The following is a 16455-nucleotide window of genomic DNA, read 5'->3' on the forward strand; positions in this document are numbered from 1 at the left end:
CCGGAGAACTTCCGGGCATCCTGAAAAGGCCCATCTTCGTGTTTTGTGGGGGCTGTCCCGGCGCGGGGCGGATTTCGTGGGGCTCAGGAACTGCCGGCCCGGGGCGCGGGAACACCGTGGTACACGGGTGCCACCCGAGTGGGCACGGCAAACGACATCGGGCCGACGGAGTAGTTGTGCAGATCGTTGTCGGTCGCGAACAGCGCGGCGGAGCTCCGGTCCGGAAATGGTGCGACGACGCGCCGGACTGTCCGCTGCGCGGTGCCGTCGAACTGGACAACTGCGTACAGAACCTCGGGTTCGTGCATCACACAACCACCAAACCGCATCCTCTCGGTGCCGTGAAGGAGCCGCATCGTGTGCCGTGCGTGGTCTGCTGTCGCAGGAGCGGTTGCGGAGCTTGCGTACGACACTACCTACAGTCCTGTTGACTGGCTACTCACAGTTCCTCGGGTGTCCCGCGGGAGACCCGCGGAACACCCGAGGGACACGGAATGGACCGAATGACCGCCCGCCGTGACGGCCGTCGCCCGCGGGCGGGTCGTTGCCTGCCGTCGGTGGCCGTCTTCAGACTGGGGCCGTCCCGCGGCTGGCGGGTACGGCCATCGGCGGCGGACGGCCGTCAGCAGATGGCCGTCAGTAGACGAGAGCCCGCGCCCCGTCGGCGAGCACCTCGGAGACGAAGACCGCCGCGCCGGCGATGCGTATCCCGGGGAGCACGTCGTCGGGGCCGATGGCCCGTCGTGCCGCGCACTGGGTGCACAGCGTCACGCGTCCGCCGGCCAGGATGGCGTCCAGCAGTTCGGTCAGCGGGGCCGACTCGGGCAGCGCGAACCCGGCGGCACGCCCGGGCAGAGCGAACCAGGCCGACTCGCCGGTGAGCCACAGGGAGACGTCCGCGCCGCTGGCGAGCCCGACCGCGGCGACCGTGAACGCCTGTGAGCACCGCTCTGGCGCGTCCGCGCCCGCGGTGGCCTTGATGACCAGTGAAGCTGTCATGGCTGTCAGTCTGCACTGGGCGGTTCGTACCGGTCGTCCGGCCCGGGCCCGTACGGTTGCCCTGGCAGGGCTCGGCGTCCGCCGTCGCAGGGCCCCGTGCCCGGCGCCGGAAGGCCCGGCTTCGCAGGGGCCGGACGGCTTGGCCGATGTCACACAGCTACCGCCAGCGGGGCGGGAAGAGGGCGGTCAAGGCTAAGCTGGTCCCGTGCTGGAAATATTTTTCACCGCTTTGTTGATCCTTGTAGCGGTGCTCATCGGGTGGTTCTCCGTCTACGCGGTGTACAAGCTGTACTCGGGCCAGCGTTGAGCGTCCCGGCCGTACCCGCACCCGTACCCGTGCGCACCGCTGGCGCGTGGACGTGACCGTGCGGCCCGGGCCGGTGGTCGACCTGCACCCGAGCCTGCTGCCGATCGCCTTCCTGCTGGGCACCTGGCGGGGCGAGGGCGTCGGCGGCTACGAGGGGATGGACGCCTTCCGTTACGGCCAGGAGGTCGTCTTTTTCAGCACCGGGCGTCCCGCCCTGTCCTACACGTCCCATACCTGGTGGATCGGTGAGCCCCGGGACGGGCGCAGCGAGGGCAGCCCGCTGGCGACCGAGACCGGTTTCTGGCGGGTGCAGCCCGGGGAGGGCGACGGGCCGCCCACGGTCGAGGTCATGCTCGCCCATCCCTTCGGGATCAGCGAGATCTACGTCGGGGACGTCGTCGGGACGCGGGTGGAACTGCGTTCCAACGTCGTGATCCGGACCGCCACCGCACGTCGGGTGGACCGCTCCCAACGGCTGTACGGCCTTGTCGAGGGTGATCTTGCCTATGCCATCGACATGGCGGCCGAGGGCAAGCCGTTGCAGTCACACCTGTCCGCCCGGCTCCAGCGGGTATCGGCTGCTGACCGACCGTAGCCTGATCGGTCCGCTCGGCGTGTCCGACCGGTTCCAGCTCGGCGCTGACCGGCTCGGCCGAGGCTGGCCCGGCAGAGCCGGTCAGCGGCCGGGCCTGGCCCGGGCCGCCAGCCAGCTGCCGGGGCCGGCTCAGGCGCGCATCCGGGAGCCGTTTTCGGCGGCGACCCGGGCGCGCCAGGCCTTCTCCCGCGCGATGGCGCCGGCGAACCCGAGAGCGACCGCCGGATCGAAGTTCTCGTCCGAATAGGTGCGGGTGCATCCGAGCACTCGGTCGATCTCGTCGGCGGTGACCGCCGCCAGCGGAAGCTGGCCGGTGAGGTAGACATCGCCGGCGAGATCCACCGAGAAGTGCACACCGTAGGTCTTCGCGTTGCGCCCGAGCAGGAAAGCGTATGTACCCGCCTCGTTCTCGGCGGGCCNNCCCGCCTCGTTCTCGGCGGGCCTGCGCATGAAGAACGCCTCGATGAGCAGCGTGTGGTCCCCAACCACCAGCCAGGTCATCGTCCTCAGCCGGTGCTCGCCCTCCAGGGTGGCGAGGAACGATCCCTCGCTCACCCGTTCGTAGGGCAGGCCCAGCTCCGCCAGGGCGTCGTCGATCAGGCGGTCGAGGCGTGCCCGTTCGGCGCTGTCGACAGGTACTGACACCGGTTCCCACCTCCACCATGATCCTCATGGGTCGGACGGCTGGATCACTGCCGTGGCCACCGGAGACTTTCCAGGCCGCGGCCGACGGCGGCCGGACGCGCGGGCGTCAGGCCGTTGCCGGGACGGTAACCGGTGTCGCAGCGTTACGGTAACCGGTGAGAACGCCGCGTGCTGTCGCGGACCAGCCGAACTCCGCCGCCCGCGCGACCGCCCCGGCGGCCAGGCGCCGGCGCCGGCACGGCTGGCCGATCACCTGGGCCAGGGCGTCGGCGTAGGCGGCCGGGTCGCGCTCCGCCACCAGGATGCCGGAGACGTCGTGCTGGACCGCCGTCCGCAGCCCGCCGACCGCGGCCGCGACGACCGGTGTCCCGCAGGACTGGGCCTCCAGCGCGACCAGGCCGAAACTCTCGCTGTGGCTGGGCACCACGACCAGGTTCGCGGCCCGGTACCAGTCAGCGAGTTCCGGCTGTGGCACTGGCGGCTGTAACCGGACGATGTCGGAGATGCCGAGCTCGGCCGCGAGCTTCACCAGCGCGTCCGGACGGTCCAGGCCGGACCCGCTGGGACCGCCGACCACCGCGACGACCAGGCGGTCACGCAGCGCCGGTTCACGCGCCAGCAGGTGCGCGGTGGCGTGCAGCAGCATGTCGGGCGCCTTCAGCGGCTGGATACGCCCCACGAACAACAGCACCAGCGCGTCCGGCGGGACACCGACGCGGCTGCGGGCCGCCNACGCGGCTGCGGGCCGCCGCCACGTCCCCGGGGCGGAACACCTCCAGGTCGACGCCGGGTGCCACCACGTCGACCAGTTCGGGGGCGGCACCGTAGAGATCGACCAGGTGGCGCCGCTCGTCCTCGGTGGACGCGATCAGTCGGTTCGAGCCGTCGACGACGTCCTGCTCGCCGGCGATGCGGTGCGGTGGATCGGGGCGGTCGCCGTCGGCGAGCGCGCTGTTCTTCACCTTCGCCAGCGTGTGGGCGGTGTGTACCAGCGGGACGGCCCACCTGCGCGCGACCGCGAGCCCGACCTGGCCGGAAAGCCAGTAGTGCGAGTGGATGACGTCGAACCAGCCGGGTTCGTGCGCGGCCTCGACCCGCAGCACGGCCGCGGTGAAGGCGCACAGCCAGGTGGGCAGGTCCTCCCGGCCGACGTCCTCGAACGGCCCGGCGGCGACATGGCGCACCACGACCCCCGGCGCGAGGGCGACCTTCGGCGGCATCCTGCTGCTGGTGGCCCGGGTGAAGATCTCCACTTCGGTGCCGAGCAGGGCCAGCTGCCGGGACAGCTCCACCACGTACACGTTCATGCCGCCGGCATCGCCGGTACCCGGCTGCTCCAGCGGCGACGTGTGCATCGACAGCATGGCGACCCGACGAGGGAAGCCCGACCGGACCCGACGCACCAACCACCTCCACACCGATCCGGACTCACCGACCACTGGATGGCCCGGTCCTGCGAACAACCGATCCGAGGGCCGCATGCCCGGCGCCGACTGCCCCGGATCCAGCCGCCTGGCGCCGGCCGGCCGCGCCCGCGCCTGCCTGCCGACCGCGCTGGGTAACCGCGGTCGCGGCCCGTCACCGGATGCCACCATCCGGATCCGCTGGCCCTGTCCTGCCGACATCCGCCATTACGTTCCGTTATGGACTCTTTCCCGGCGGACGCCCGGACTCATCCTGCCAGTGGCGCGGCGAACCGGCGATTGGGTGACAGGTGAGATTCACCTGTTTTTCTGCCTCCGGCCCTGGACATCGAACCGGGAACGCCTGACACGGCCAGCCGCCCGGCGTGTACTTCATGATCGTTGTTGGTGTTCCGTACCGGCCCGGTAACCCGCCAGTCCTGGCGAGCCGGCCGCCAGAGCCCTCCGGGGCGGATCGTCGATCGCGCGGATCGGTGCCGCTCGGGACACGATGCCCGCGGGGAGAGGCGGCCGGGCCGGTTCTGCGATCGTGGATGCGTGTCAGGTACCTCCCCCGCCCGCCGCCGCGAGCCGCGGCTGGCCGCGGGNNNCTGGCCGCGGGCCGCGCCAGAACGCTGGGGCTCGCCACCCGTGGGACGACCGCTCCCAACCGCCTGCGCCGGGTCGATCGTTGGATCGTCGGGACACAGGCGGCCCGGTTACGCGCCGCCGCCAGCCCGCTTGTCGTCGACCTCGGATACGGCTCGTCGCCGGTCACCACGGTGGAGCTCTACCAGCGGCTGAGCCGCCTGCGGCCCGACGTCCGGGTCGTCGGCCTGGAGATCGACCGGGATCGGGTCGCCGCGGCGGCCCCGGCCGCGCGTCCACCAGGGCTGGTTTTCGCCCGTGGCGGCTTCGAACTCGCCGGGCTGCGCCCGGTGCTGGTCCGCGCGATGAACGTGCTGCGCCAGTACGAGGAGGCGGCTGTCGCCCCGGCCTGGGCGGCGCTGCTCGAGCGCATCGCGCCCGGCGGCCTGCTGGTCGAGGGCACCTGCGACGAGATCGGCCGGCGTGCCTGCTGGTTCGCCGTCGACCGCCCGCCCGAGGCGTCGTCGGAAGTGCCCGGGGCGCCCGGCGGACCTGTCGGGACGCCGCGGCCGCGGCGCCAGGGCCGCACGCTCACCCTGGCCGCGCACCTGCCGAGCCTCGCGCGTCCGTCTGAGCTGGCCGAGCGGCTGCCCAAGTCGTTGATCGCCCACAACGTTCCCGGCGAGGACGTGCACACGCTGCTGGCCGCGTTCGACGACGCCTGGCGGCGCGGCGCGCCGCGGGCCGTGTTCGGGCCGCGGCAGCGCTGGACAGCCGCGGTCGAGTCCCTGCGGGCGGACGGGTGGCCCGTGCGGGGCACCCGTCCGCGATGGCGGCTGGGTGAGGTCACCTTCGCCTGGCCGCCGGTACGGGCGGACGCGGACGTCACCGTCACCGCCCCCGGCGGCAGGGGCGGACACGACGGGTGAGGTCCGGGACGGCCCGCCGCTCAGGCGCCCGGCCGCCGGGACGGCGCGATCTTGTCGAGGACGGCGAGGTCGTCGGCGCGCGGCTGCCACTCGCTGGCCGCGACGTTCGCCCGGACCTGCTCCGCCGTCGTCGCCCCGGCGATCACGGACGCGACCGCGGGCTGCGCGGCCAGGCCACCGATCGCCACGTCCAGCAGCGAGCGGCCGCGTTCCCGGCCAAAGGTCTCCAGGGCTTCGACCTGGTCGAAGACCTCGTCGGTGAGTTCGTCCTGGCGGCCGGCCAGCCGGGTGCCAGGCGGGGGCTGCTCGTCCCGGAAGTACTTGCCGGTGAGGATGCCGTTCGCGAGGGGGAAGTACGGCAGAATGCCGATGCCGTACTTCTGCGCGGCCGGGACGAGTTCGGCCTCGATGCCACGCTCCAGCAGGTTGTAGTGGTTCTGGGCCGAGATGAAGCGGGTCGTGCTGGAGGCGCGCGCGGTCCATTCGGCGTCGGCGACCTGCCAGGCCGCGAGATTCGACGAACCCACGTAGCGCACCTTGCCCTCGCGCACTATCTCGTCGAGAGCGGCCAGCGTCTCCTCGATCGGGGTGAACGCGTCCGGGCTGTGCAGCTGGAAAAGATCTATGTAGTCGGTCTGCAGCCGGCGCAGCGATCCTTCCACGGCTTTACGGATGTACCGGCGCGAGGCGCGGGCGTTGAAGTCGGGCCCATACACCCCACCCATGTCGTTGCCGAACTTGGTGGCGAGAACCACCTCGTCGCGCCGGGTCCGCAGGATATGGCCGAGCAGGGTCTCCGAACCACCCTTGTTGCCATATGTGTCCGCTGTGTCGAACAGGGTGATGCCGTTGTCGAGCGCGGCCGTGACGACGGCCCGGGTGCCCTCGAGGTCGACCCGTGAGCCGAAGTTGTTGCAGCCGAGACCGACGACGGATACCAGTAGGCCGGAAGATCCCAGTGGGCGATATCTCATATCATCAGTACAACACGACATACCATGAACCCCGGGCGCCAGGTACCGGGATTCTCCACAGGCCATGATCACAGGGCTGGGTCGGTGGTGTCTGGTTGTTCTTTTCGAGTGGCGGCGAAGTTGCCGTCGTGAGACGGAACGGCCAGGGTGCGCCCGGCCGTTCGGTCAGTCGGACTGCGCGGTGCCGCTCTTCTTCTCGGCGCTGTCCGCGGACTTCGTCGTGGCCGAGGAGCGCACCGCCCGGGCCCGGTTGACCACGTTGCGGGTCCGGGTCACGGCCTCCTCGGTCGTCGGGTTCTGGCGGATACGGGCAACGCGCTTCTCACCGCGGTCGGCGAAGTTGCTGTAGAGCGAGCTCGCGCGTCCCTGAAGGTCGGAAAGCTGGGAACTCACCGACGTGGGCAGGGAGGTGACAGCGGTCTGCACGTTGGCCGGAAGCCGCTGGGCGTGGACGGAGAGGCCGTTGACCCGGCTGGAGAACTTCTTGATCTCGTCGGCGTAGACGGTGGGGATGCTCCGGATCTTCTCCACCGCGGCGTCCGCGGCACCCACATAGGCGTACAGGGGCTTGCGGACCTCCGACAGCGGGATCTTGACGTCGGCCGAGGCCTCGACGGTGTCGCCCGACTTGTCGGCGCTGGTTCGGATGGTGGCCATTGCTACCTCCAGTTTTGTGACTCAGTTTTGAGGCTCAGTTTTGTGACTCAGTTGCTGGCTCGATCTGTGGCTGTGACACGCCCGTCGAATGTTGTTCCGTTGTTACTTTGTTGATGATGAGGTGTCGTCCGACGAGTCGTGGGCGGCGGCTCCGTTGGTAGCCGCGGTGGTGCGGGTGGAGCGGCCGGTGGCTCGGCCGGCTTTCGGGGCAGCATCCCCGCTGCCTCCGTCGGCCTTGCCGGTACCGCCGGTGGCCGCTGTCGTGCGTGGCCGCCGGGTCGCCGTTGCCCGCTTCGGGGCGGCGTCGGAGGCGCCGGGGGCGCGCGGGGTGGGCGTGGCCGCCGCTCGGGTGGCCCCGGTGGCCCGGCGGGTGGTGCCAGCAGGCTTTACCTCGGTGGCCGTGGTCGCGGTAGCCGACGCGAGGCCGGTGGGCGCGGTGGATCCGGTGGGCGCGGAGCCGGTGAGGGCCGTCTTCGTCGCGGGCGGGGAGGCGGACACGGGCGGGGAGGCGGATATGCCCTGCCGCAGGCCGTCCGGCAGGGTGGGGCGGCCGGTCAGCCCGTATACGGCGTTCTCCTTCCGGAACGCGTCGTAGATCTCGACGATGACCTGCTTCTGCCGTTCGGTGAGCGTCGAGTCGGCGAGAACCGCCGCGGTCACATCGCTGTCCGACGCCCGTTCGTCGAGAATGCCGGCCTGCACGTACAGCACTTCCGCGGAGATCCGGAGCGCCTTGGCGATCTGTTGCAGAATCTCCGCGGACGGCTTGCGCAGGCCGCGCTCGATCTGACTCAGATAGGGATTGCTGACGCCGGCCTGCCGGGCGAGCTGACGAACCGAGATATGTGCGGCCTTGCGCTGGTCCCGGATGAAGTCTCCGAGATCGCGTACGTTCAGGGGCGGCACGTTCAGTGTCGGCCTCCTCTCCTTGGGGGTATGCGCCGGTGCGCTGGGTGGATCATGTTTGCCGGATGGACTTCACCGGGTGAGCCATGCGCACGGTCACGGGACCCGCTGTGTCGCTGAACCGATGGTTCGCAGCGTACGTCCAGATGCTAGCTGTGGCAAGCGTTTGGCAAGCATCCTGGAATGCTTGGGACGCCTTCGCCCGGGCCGACCCTGGCGGTTTCTGTGCGTCCGTCGCGTACGGATACGCGCACGCGGAAATTCAATGTGTATTCGCTGTATTAACGATGTTGCAGATGCGCTAAACGCGGTGAACACTGTGAGTATTGATGTATGTATCAAGCGTTACGAAACGCTTTGCGTAGCCATATTTCAGTCACTGAAAGTAGTCAAAATGACCCGTATGGTCATACGTCGGCGAGTTGTTGATCGGAGCTGCTGATCGGCAGCCGGCCGATGGTGGTCAGTCGGTTGCCTGCCGGTCCCGCTGGTCAGCGGGTCGCGTGTGCTAGCCACTCGCGCTGTGTTGCTAGCGCCGACTCGGTCTCGGCCACCTCGTCCGTGCGTCCGTGAGCTCGAGCACGTTCCAGCCGCGCCTCCAGCTTGGCGACCGACTCCCGCAGCGTCGCCACAAACGGGGACTCGACGGCCTCCTGCCGGCGCCACCGGGCATCGGACGCGGACCGGATGCGGTCACTGACGGCGGACAGCCGTCGTTCGAGGTCGCTGACGGCGTCCCGGGGCACCTTCCCGATGAGGTCCCACTGTTCCTCGATCTGTCGCAGCCTGCGCAGTGCCTGGTCGGGCCGGGCGAGGTCGAGCGCGGCAACCTCGGCGAGCAGTTGCTCCTTGGCGGCCTGGTTCACCCGCAGATGCGCGTCCCGCTCGGCGTTGGCGGCGTTGCGCCGGGCGAAGAAGGTGTCCTGCGCGGCGCGGAAACGGGCCCACAGCGCGTCCTCGACGTCCCTGGGCGCACGTCCGGCCGACTTCCACTGGTTCATCAGCGTTCGGTACTGGGCGCTGGTGGCCGACCATTCGGTGGAGTCGACGAGCGCCTCGGCCTCGGTCACGATCGCTTCCTTGCGCTGCCTGGACTGGGCTCGCTGCTGGTCGAGCGCGGCGAAGTGAGCGGTCCGGCGCTGGTTGAACTCCTCGCGCGCGGCGGTGACCCGCTTCCACAGGTCGGCGTCGGTGCGGCGGTCCACCCCCGTGATCGCCCGGAAGTCGACGGCGATCGAACGGAACCGCTCTCCGACGGCCTTCCAGTCGGAGCTGCGGGCGAGGCGCTCGCTCTCGGCGACGAGCGCCTCCTTCGCCTCCACCGCGGCGGCGGCCCGCTGGGCGCGCTCGGCCTCGCGCTGCGCGGTACGTTCGCCGACCGCGTCCAGCACCGATCCCAGACGTCCGGTGAGCGCGTCCAGATCACCGACCACCGCCGCGGTGCCGAGGGAGGCCAGCAGCCGCCGCGCGCTCGCGGCAAGACCCGTCAGGTCGGCGCTGGGGACGGTCAACCGCTGTTCCAGCAGCGTGACTTCGGCGGCCAGATCGTCGTAGCGCCGGGCGAAGTGGGCAAGGCCCTCCGCCGGGGAGCCTGCCCGCCAGGAGCCGACGGGGCGTTCACCCGCGGTCGTGCGTACGTACACGGTGCCGTCGTCGCCGACACGCCCCCATTCGGAGCTGTTGCGCTCGCTCATCGTGGTCCCGAAGATCGGCGTCAGGTCAGGTGCCATTCTTACAGGGATCGCGCGGATGGGGCACATTCTGCTGGCCGCCGGCAAGCCGAGGAGGCGCTGGCGGGCGTCGGGGCCGGGCGTCGGGCATCGTCCTGGTGGGAGCGCCGGACGACCGGGTCCTCTCCGGTCGCCCCGGTGCCCGTCCCCGGTGTCGGGCCGTGGCGCGCGCCCACAGCGCCCACCGCGCTGTTTCCGGTACCGCCTCGATGGCGGGCGGAACGCTTCCACGGCGGAAATCGCACCCCGGACGGAATCGCGGCTGGCGGATTTCTGATGTGCGTTCCCCAACATTGTCGGAAATATGACAGCAGGCTGCTGGCCGGAAATCCCGTGTCAACCACGGTTTTTCTGAGCGGGCCGTCACGCGTGTGGCCGCGGTGACATGCCCCGGTCGTACACAGATGTTCTCCTGACCGCCAGGATTCCAGCCGTGTACCGAGCAGATGGGACCCGCCCGGGGACGCCGGCAGGAGCGCCTGCCGGCGGTCGCGCCCATGGGCGGTCGGCGGCCGGCGAGCCTTNACCGGCGTCAGAACCGGCGGCGTCGGGGCGTGAAAGCCTGAAAGGAAGAAAATTGAACCGGATTCCGCGGGCGACGCGGTTCGTCGCCGTCGCCGCCGCCGTATGCACGATCGCCGCGTGTGGGGTGGGCGGTTCCGGCGGCTCGTCGCCGACGGCCNCGGCCGGCCTCCGACCGCCGGTCCGCCCGGCCACCGTGGCCGTGACCGACGCGAACGGGGCCACGGCGTCGCTCCAGTGCGCCACAAGTGTCAGGACGCTGCGGATGATCGTCAGTGGCCCGCTCGCCGACACCGCGAAGGCGGCCAGGGCGCACATGGAAAAGGCCCATCCCGGCCTGACCGTCGACATCACGTCCACCGCGACCAGCTATTCCCAGATCGTCCAGCAGATCGGCGCCGACGCGGCCGCCGGGCGCAGCACGGACCTCGCGGTGGCCGGGCTCGACCTGCTGGCCACCTTCGTCGAACGGCTCGACGCCCAGGAGGTGTCGCCGCGGTCGCTGCGCGCCTCCTACGACCAGCGGTTCGCCACGCTGGGCACGGTGGGAGGCAGGCAGCTGTTCGTCGTCCCGCAGCAGGTCTCCGTGCCCGTCCTGCTCTACAACGCCGACATGCTCGCCCAGGCCGGGGTGGACCCGGGGTCGCTGAAGGACACCACCGGTCTCCTTGCCGCCGCCGAAAAGATCAGACAGGCCCTGCCCGGCGTCCAGCCGGTCGACCTGCCGACTTCGGACCAGTTCGGGCAGTGGTTCTTCAACACCATCGCGGGGTCGAAGGGCGCGAGCATCCAGAACGCCGTGGGGCAGCCGGACTTCACCAGCGCCGCGGCGCGTGACACCGCAAGCTTCCTGGCCAGGGTGGGCGGTTACGGGCCCCAGTCGAACACGCCGGCCGACGCCATGGTCCGCTTCGCCCTCAACCGGAAGTCCGCGATCGTGGGCGCGAGCATCAGCTCGGTGGTGCCGGGGCTGCAGACCATCGAACGCCAGGGCAAGGGCGCGTTCCCGCTCGGCGTGGCGCCGCTTCCCGTCCTGCCGGGTGGGACGCAGCATCCGGTGGCCAGCGGGAACGGTCTCGTGATGCTGGCCACCGACCGTTGCCAGTACGAGATGGCCACCGAGCTGATGATGGCGATGCTCGCGCCGGACGTGGTGGCCGCCGAGGTGACGACGCTGAGCTATCTGCCGGTCGACATCGAGGCCGCGAACCGGCTGGTGCCGTTGTACCAGCGGTATCCGCAGGTCGTGCCCTTCAACGCGCTGATCGATTCGATCGTCCGCGCGCCGTACTGGTCCGGGCCGCGCGGCGGTGAGGTGCCTGTCCTCGCGTCCGAGGCGGTCGCGAGGATCATGATGGGCGCGAATCCGACGACCACGCTGACCGAACTGCAGAAGCAGGCGGAGGCGCTCCTTATGTGATCACCGATCATCTGATCGGTGATCATCGGGTCGGCGGTCGCTCGGTCTGCGGCCGCCGTGAGGCCGTTGTTCGTCGGGGGTGCTCGCCTTTGCCGCCGCTTTGCTCCCGTTCTGTTCGCGGTTCTATTTCTTTCTATATTCATTAAATTCTTTTATAAGATTGAAAGCGGAGAGTAGGCAACCTGGAACGCTCCGTGTGATCTCGCTGTGGTACGGCCTCTTGTGGGACGCGCGACCGGCGGTAGCATGATGGCAGGATCTTGCTGAACAGCAAGCAGATGAGCAGTCAATGACCTGTGCGGGATTTTGTGCGGTGCATTCGCGGCCATCGTGTGAGCACGCGTGCAATCGGTGTTAAACGGTGCGTGTTGTTGTCCTCCTGTGGTCTTTTGCGCACGCATCGCTTCCTGTTTGTCACTGTGTCGCGAAGATGTCACCACATAGCGTCGTTAGCTGCTCACCAGATGCGACTCGAAGGAGACAGATGATGTCGACCGAGGGCGCCGGCGCCTGCGCTCACCCGCTCGCGTTCGTCCGGGCGCAGCGTGGCTGGTCCTATCAGCGACTGGCCCGGGTGGTGGCGCGCCGCGCACGCGACCTGGGCGTGGCCAACATGGCGGCGGAACGTCAGAAGGTCTGGCGCTGGGAACACCGGGGTGTCGTGCCCGACCGGGTCTCCCAGCTCGCCCTTGCCGCTGAGCTGGGAGTCTCGGCCGAGAAGGTCGAGTCCCATCCCTGGCCAGCCTGGCTGCCGACCGGTGACGTCGTACGTACCGACTACCCGTGGAACAGCGCAGGCAGTGTGACATCCATGATCGATGTTGTCGAAGGCGCCCTCACCGACCGTCGAGGGTTTCTCACCATCACCGGAGCGGGTGTGGCGAGCCTGGCCAACGAGTGGCTCAACCTGGAGCCCACCCGGCTCGTCGCCGCCCTGGACGGCGGTCGGGTGGACGAACAGGTGGTCCACCGCATCGAGCACAACATCCCGGGGTTACGGCTGATGGACGACCGGCTCGGCGGGGAGGGCGTCCGGCGGCTTGTCGACGCCGAGCTGCGAGTGGTCACCGAACTGCTCGCCAAGGGCTCGTACACGGAAAAGATCGGGGCGAGCCTCCAACTGCTCGCAGCCGAACTCGCCCGGATCGCCGGGTGGGCATCGTTCGACGCCGGCTACCACACGAGCGCGCAACGTTACTGGATCGCGGCCCTGCACGCCGCCCACGCCGCCGGGGACCGGCTGGTCGGCGCGAACATCATGAAGAACATGTCATTGCAGTGCGTCGACTTCGCCCGTCCCAAGGAAGCCCTCGACCTGGCGGAAGCGGCCGTGGCGAGCGGCGGCGGCATCAGCGGACGCGTCGGCGCGATGCTCCAGATGAGGCTGGCCCGGGCGCACGCGGCCCTGGGCGATCAGGCCGGATGCTTCCGCGCGCTGGCCCAGGCCGAAACGGCGGCCGACCGCTCCAGCCCGCAGGATCCGGCCTGGGCGGGCATCTTCGACGAGGGGTTCCACGCGGCCCAGCTCGGGATCTGCTACATCGATCTCGGTCAGTTGCCGCAGGCGGACCGGTGGCTGACGCACGCCCTCAAGGTGCACCCGGTCGCCCGCGCCCGTGACCACGCGACATACCTGCTCCGTCGCGCGGCCGTGCAGATCGACCTGGGCAACATCGACCACGGGTGTGCGCTCGTCCGTCAGGCGGTGCCGTTCCTGGAGGCCACCCGCTCGCAGCGCAACGCGCGGCGGGCGGAGGAGCTCCGGCGCTCCCTGCGCCGGCACGCGGCGCATCCGGAGGTCCGCGAGGTGGATCAGCTCCTCGCTCGTCCCACCTGATCGTGTCCTGTCGTCTCGTCCCAGCTGGGTGGTGGCCGCCCCCCGCCGGAGCGGCCGCCACGGGGCGACACGCGGAGGCGACGTATGGGGGCGACGTATGGGGGCGGACTGTCCGGCTCGGGTCAGTCGACGAGACGGCCGGCCGGGCGAGTCGGCTGGTCGGGCCCGCTCGCCGGCTCCACGGATGCCGCGACATCACCCGTCTCCGGGTCGACGACGACCAGGGCGGTGTCGTCGGGCACGGTCCGTTTGACGATTGCCAACGCGATCGGGCCGAGTTCCGCGTGCACGACGGACGTGCCCACGAACCCGACCGTCCGGCCACCGCCGCTCACCGGGGCGCCCCGGGCGACCGTCGTGCCGTCCAGATGCAGCAGGACCATGCGTCGGGGTGGGCGGCCCAGATTGTGCACGCGGGCAACCGTCTCCTGACCGCGGTAGCAGCCCTTGTCGAGGTGGACGGCGGTGGTCAGCCAGCCGACCTCGTGCGGGATCGTCCGATGGTCGGTCTCCGCGCCCAGGCGAGGGCGGCGGTCAGCGACCCGTGCCGCCTCGAACGCGCCGACACCGGCGAGGGACGCGCCTGCGGCGACGAGCCGTTCGACCGTCCCGCGCAGCGCCCGGCGCGGGACGAGCAGGTCGAGGCCGTCGGGCATCGCCCGGACGAGGATGTCGTACCCGTCCGGATCCTCCTGGCCGCCCGCACCGCCGCCGGCCACCGGGCCGCCCGTCGCGGGGGCGCCGGCCACGGGACTGTTGGCCACGGGACTGTCGGTTATGGGGCTGTCGGTTATGGCTGGTGATGCGGCGGCCGGCCGGACGAGCGCCCGGGCAAGCGGGTACGGGCCCCGGGCCAGCAGGTCACCGTCGTAACCCACCGTCACATCGCGGCGGGCAGGCCGGTGGAGCGGAGGGTCGAGCGGAGCGAACGCGCTGGTCACGACGTCCACGGCGGTCGGGCCGAGGACCGACAGCACGGCGTGGTCGGCGTGGACGTCGACCGGTTCGACCCGCAGCAGGAAACGCATCGACTCCAGGTAGGCGAGCAACGCGGCGCTGGTGCCCGGTTCGACGTCGAGCCAGGTGGCCGTCCCGTCGTCGGAGATCATCAGATGGTGTTCGACATGGCCGTGCGGGGAGAGCACCAGCGCCTCGCTGCCCCGCATGGCCGGCAGCGCGGCGAGATGTTGGGAGGTGATGCTGTGCAGCCAGGACAGCCGGTCCACACCGGTGATGCGCAGCACTCCGCGGTGCGAACGGTCGACGACCACCGCGCCGCGCTCGCCGGCGCGTTGCTCGCGCAGCGGATCCCCGTAGTGGTCGGCGACCCCGAGGTCGGCTCCGGTGGCGGGCACGGCACCGGCGATGTCCAGCAGCGGTGAGCGGTAGCGGGAGCCGTCGTCCGGGCTGCCGGGGCCGCCGGGCGCGGGCGGCCGGGTGCCGGTTGCGGGCGGGGCGATGGAGTCGGCGGTCATGGCCTGTTCAACCGGAACCCGGGCCCGCGCAGTCCCCGCACCGGCCGGCAAGCGCGACATGGCTGACGTCCACGGAGAAGTCGAAGTCGTCGCGCAGCCGGGTGACGATGTCGGCCAGTACGTCCGAGGGGATCTCCTGTACCGCGCCGCAGCCGCCGCACACCAGGTGGGCGTGCTCGGCGAGGCCGGCCGCGTGATAGGTCGGCGCGCCGTGGCTGAGGTGCGCGTGCGAGACGAGATCGAGCTCCTCGAGAAGGTCCAGGGTGCGGTACACCGTTGAGATGTTGACCCCGCCCGCGGTACGGCGGACCTCCGTGACGATCTCCTCAGGGGTGGCGTGGCCGAGCCGGGTGACCGCTTCGAGAACAAGCTGACGTTGTGGGGTGAGACGGTAGCCGCGGGAACGCAGCTGTGTCTGCCAGGTGTCGTCCCCCGCCGGCCCCGCGGCCGGTGAGCCTGGGGCCTGGACCTTCGGCGGCACAGCGGAAACCGGCGCGGTGCCGGGCGCGGCGTCGCGCCGCTGCCGGCTCTCCCGGCCTCCCGCGACGTCCACCGCCATGGAAACGAGTTTAGGCCGTGCTCGATGGATCTTCGATCGCGCGGACGGTGGTCTTGCCGTGCCACTGTCACGACCGACCAGGACCGTAGCTGAAAGTTATGTATATGTTACTTTTTGCTGTCGTGAAGTCGCCGGCGACGCCCCGAAGGTTGGTGGGGAAAAGCGGTTGCCGAGCCCACCCCGTCCCCGTAGCGTTGTCCGTACACGGGAAGGGAGGTGGTCCAGTTTTGTGTGATAAACGGACTCGTGAGGTGACTGTCCGCTAGCCGGTCTCGTGGTCCTCACCCCTGCCGGGTGACCTACGGGCACCGGCACCGGCGAGAACCAGACAGGCACCGGACCTCCGGGCGTCGTCGCTGGTCCCGACGGCCCGTCGTCCCTTCTATGGGCGATGGAAACGCCCGGAGGTCTCTTTTGTTTCCAGCCGTTTTGTCTCTAGCCGGGCAAGCGAGAACGTCACCTAGTGGCCGCGGTGGCAGTACGCGGTGGCAGTACGCGGTCACCGGCGGTGGACGCGTCTGGTATCTGATCGACGACTCGAACCAGAGCGCCTGGGTGATCTATGCCGGTACCGGCCATCCCAGGGTCACCGACTGACACCCAGGTTGACAGCCAGGACGGCGGACGAGGGCGGACGCCAGCGGGCCGGGCGGCCAGGGCCGGGGGTACCGGTGTGGGGCGGTGAAGGGCCGGGCGTCGCGGTCGGAGCGGCCCTGAAAAGTGTCCCGGGCGGGTGCGCCACGGCCGATCCAGCCGCATCGCGGCGGCGGGTTGCGGCAGGATCGAAGTCATGCCGACGCTCGTTCTGCTCCGCCACGGCGAGAGCACGTGGAACCGAGAAAACCTGTTCACCGGCTGGGTGGATGTCGACCTTTCCGACAAGGGCCGCCAGGAGGCGGCCCGCGGCGG

General features: G+C 70.3%; 15 protein-coding genes. 4 read left to right on the forward strand and 11 right to left on the reverse strand.

The genetic code is table 11. The features are described from left to right. Positions 1 to 83 precede the first annotated feature (83 nt). Positions 84 to 308: a hypothetical protein gene (locus tag FrCorBMG51_RS17900; protein ID WP_047224208.1), complete on the reverse strand. Its 225-nt coding sequence runs from the start codon at positions 306 to 308 to the stop codon at positions 84 to 86. 328 nt (positions 309 to 636) lie between these two features. Beyond that, a complete protein-coding gene (locus FrCorBMG51_RS17905; RefSeq protein WP_047224209.1) occupies positions 637 to 999 on the reverse strand; it encodes a DsrE family protein in 363 nt (120 codons plus the stop codon). Positions 1000 to 1352: 353 nt separating this feature from the next. On the opposite strand from FrCorBMG51_RS17905, the gene FrCorBMG51_RS17910 reads away from it, so the two are divergent. Next, the gene (locus FrCorBMG51_RS17910) at positions 1353 to 1901 is read left to right on the forward strand and encodes a heme-binding beta-barrel domain-containing protein (protein WP_235433694.1); all 549 of its coding nucleotides are present in this window, start codon (positions 1353 to 1355) and stop codon (positions 1899 to 1901) included. A gap of 129 nt (positions 1902 to 2030) precedes the next feature. Here the strand turns inward: FrCorBMG51_RS17910 and FrCorBMG51_RS17915 are convergent, their stop codons facing one another. The 7 genes from FrCorBMG51_RS17915 to FrCorBMG51_RS17945 form a co-directional block, all read right to left on the reverse strand. Next, positions 2031 to 2546 carry a type III secretion system chaperone family protein gene (locus FrCorBMG51_RS17915; protein ID WP_047224210.1) on the reverse strand — a complete coding sequence of 172 codons (516 nt, stop codon included), beginning with the start codon at positions 2544 to 2546 and terminating at the stop codon, positions 2031 to 2033. A gap of 106 nt (positions 2547 to 2652) precedes the next feature. Continuing rightward, positions 2653 to 3237, reverse strand: coding sequence for a glycosyltransferase (locus tag FrCorBMG51_RS34945; RefSeq protein ID WP_476742196.1), 585 nt, complete (start codon positions 3235 to 3237; stop codon positions 2653 to 2655). Then, the gene (locus tag FrCorBMG51_RS34950) at positions 3155 to 4171 is read right to left on the reverse strand and encodes a glycosyltransferase (RefSeq protein ID WP_476742197.1); all 1017 of its coding nucleotides are present in this window, start codon (positions 4169 to 4171) and stop codon (positions 3155 to 3157) included. The genes FrCorBMG51_RS34945 and FrCorBMG51_RS34950 overlap by 83 nt, the downstream gene beginning before the upstream one ends. 1315 nt (positions 4172 to 5486) lie before the next feature. Further along, positions 5487 to 6440 carry an aldo/keto reductase gene (locus FrCorBMG51_RS17930; protein WP_013875224.1) on the reverse strand — a complete coding sequence of 318 codons (954 nt, stop codon included), beginning with the start codon at positions 6438 to 6440 and terminating at the stop codon, positions 5487 to 5489. A gap of 165 nt (positions 6441 to 6605) precedes the next feature. Further along, on the reverse strand, positions 6606 to 7097 hold the full coding sequence (locus tag FrCorBMG51_RS17935) for a hypothetical protein (RefSeq protein ID WP_047224212.1): 492 nt from the start codon (positions 7095 to 7097) through the stop codon (positions 6606 to 6608). Between the two features lie 102 nt (positions 7098 to 7199). Next, on the reverse strand, positions 7200 to 8003 hold the full coding sequence (locus FrCorBMG51_RS32865; RefSeq protein ID WP_047224213.1) for a helix-turn-helix domain-containing protein: 804 nt from the start codon (positions 8001 to 8003) through the stop codon (positions 7200 to 7202). 491 nt (positions 8004 to 8494) lie between these two features. Further along, positions 8495 to 9733: a DUF349 domain-containing protein gene (locus FrCorBMG51_RS17945; RefSeq protein WP_047224214.1), complete on the reverse strand. Its 1239-nt coding sequence runs from the start codon at positions 9731 to 9733 to the stop codon at positions 8495 to 8497. 787 nt (positions 9734 to 10520) lie between these two features. Between FrCorBMG51_RS17945 and FrCorBMG51_RS17950 the strand changes: the two genes are divergently transcribed. Together FrCorBMG51_RS17950 and FrCorBMG51_RS17955 are read left to right on the forward strand one after the other, a co-directional pair. Further along, positions 10521 to 11675 carry an extracellular solute-binding protein gene (locus tag FrCorBMG51_RS17950; RefSeq protein WP_235433695.1) on the forward strand — a complete coding sequence of 385 codons (1155 nt, stop codon included), beginning with the start codon at positions 10521 to 10523 and terminating at the stop codon, positions 11673 to 11675. Positions 11676 to 12162: 487 nt separating this feature from the next. Continuing rightward, complete coding sequence (locus tag FrCorBMG51_RS17955; RefSeq protein ID WP_047224226.1) at positions 12163 to 13512, forward strand: NsdA family TPR-like regulatory protein; 1350 nt, start codon at positions 12163 to 12165, stop codon at positions 13510 to 13512. A 122-nt stretch (positions 13513 to 13634) separates the two neighbouring features. Here FrCorBMG51_RS17955 and ygfZ read toward each other — a convergent pair whose 3' ends face one another. Together ygfZ and FrCorBMG51_RS17965 are read right to left on the reverse strand one after the other, a co-directional pair. Further along, positions 13635 to 14987: a CAF17-like 4Fe-4S cluster assembly/insertion protein YgfZ gene (ygfZ, locus tag FrCorBMG51_RS17960; RefSeq protein WP_083731278.1), complete on the reverse strand. Its 1353-nt coding sequence runs from the start codon at positions 14985 to 14987 to the stop codon at positions 13635 to 13637. Positions 14988 to 14994: 7 nt separating this feature from the next. Then, the gene (locus FrCorBMG51_RS17965; protein WP_086055543.1) at positions 14995 to 15546 is read right to left on the reverse strand and encodes a Fur family transcriptional regulator; all 552 of its coding nucleotides are present in this window, start codon (positions 15544 to 15546) and stop codon (positions 14995 to 14997) included. 790 nt (positions 15547 to 16336) lie between these two features. Here FrCorBMG51_RS17965 and FrCorBMG51_RS31670 point away from each other — a divergent pair. Further along, the coding region (locus tag FrCorBMG51_RS31670; RefSeq protein WP_235433698.1) for a histidine phosphatase family protein at positions 16337 to 16455 on the forward strand (119 nt) is incomplete at its 3' end.

This window comes from Protofrankia coriariae, from assembly GCF_001017755.1.
GTDB lineage: Bacteria > Actinomycetota > Actinomycetes > Frankiales > Frankiaceae > Protofrankia > Protofrankia coriariae.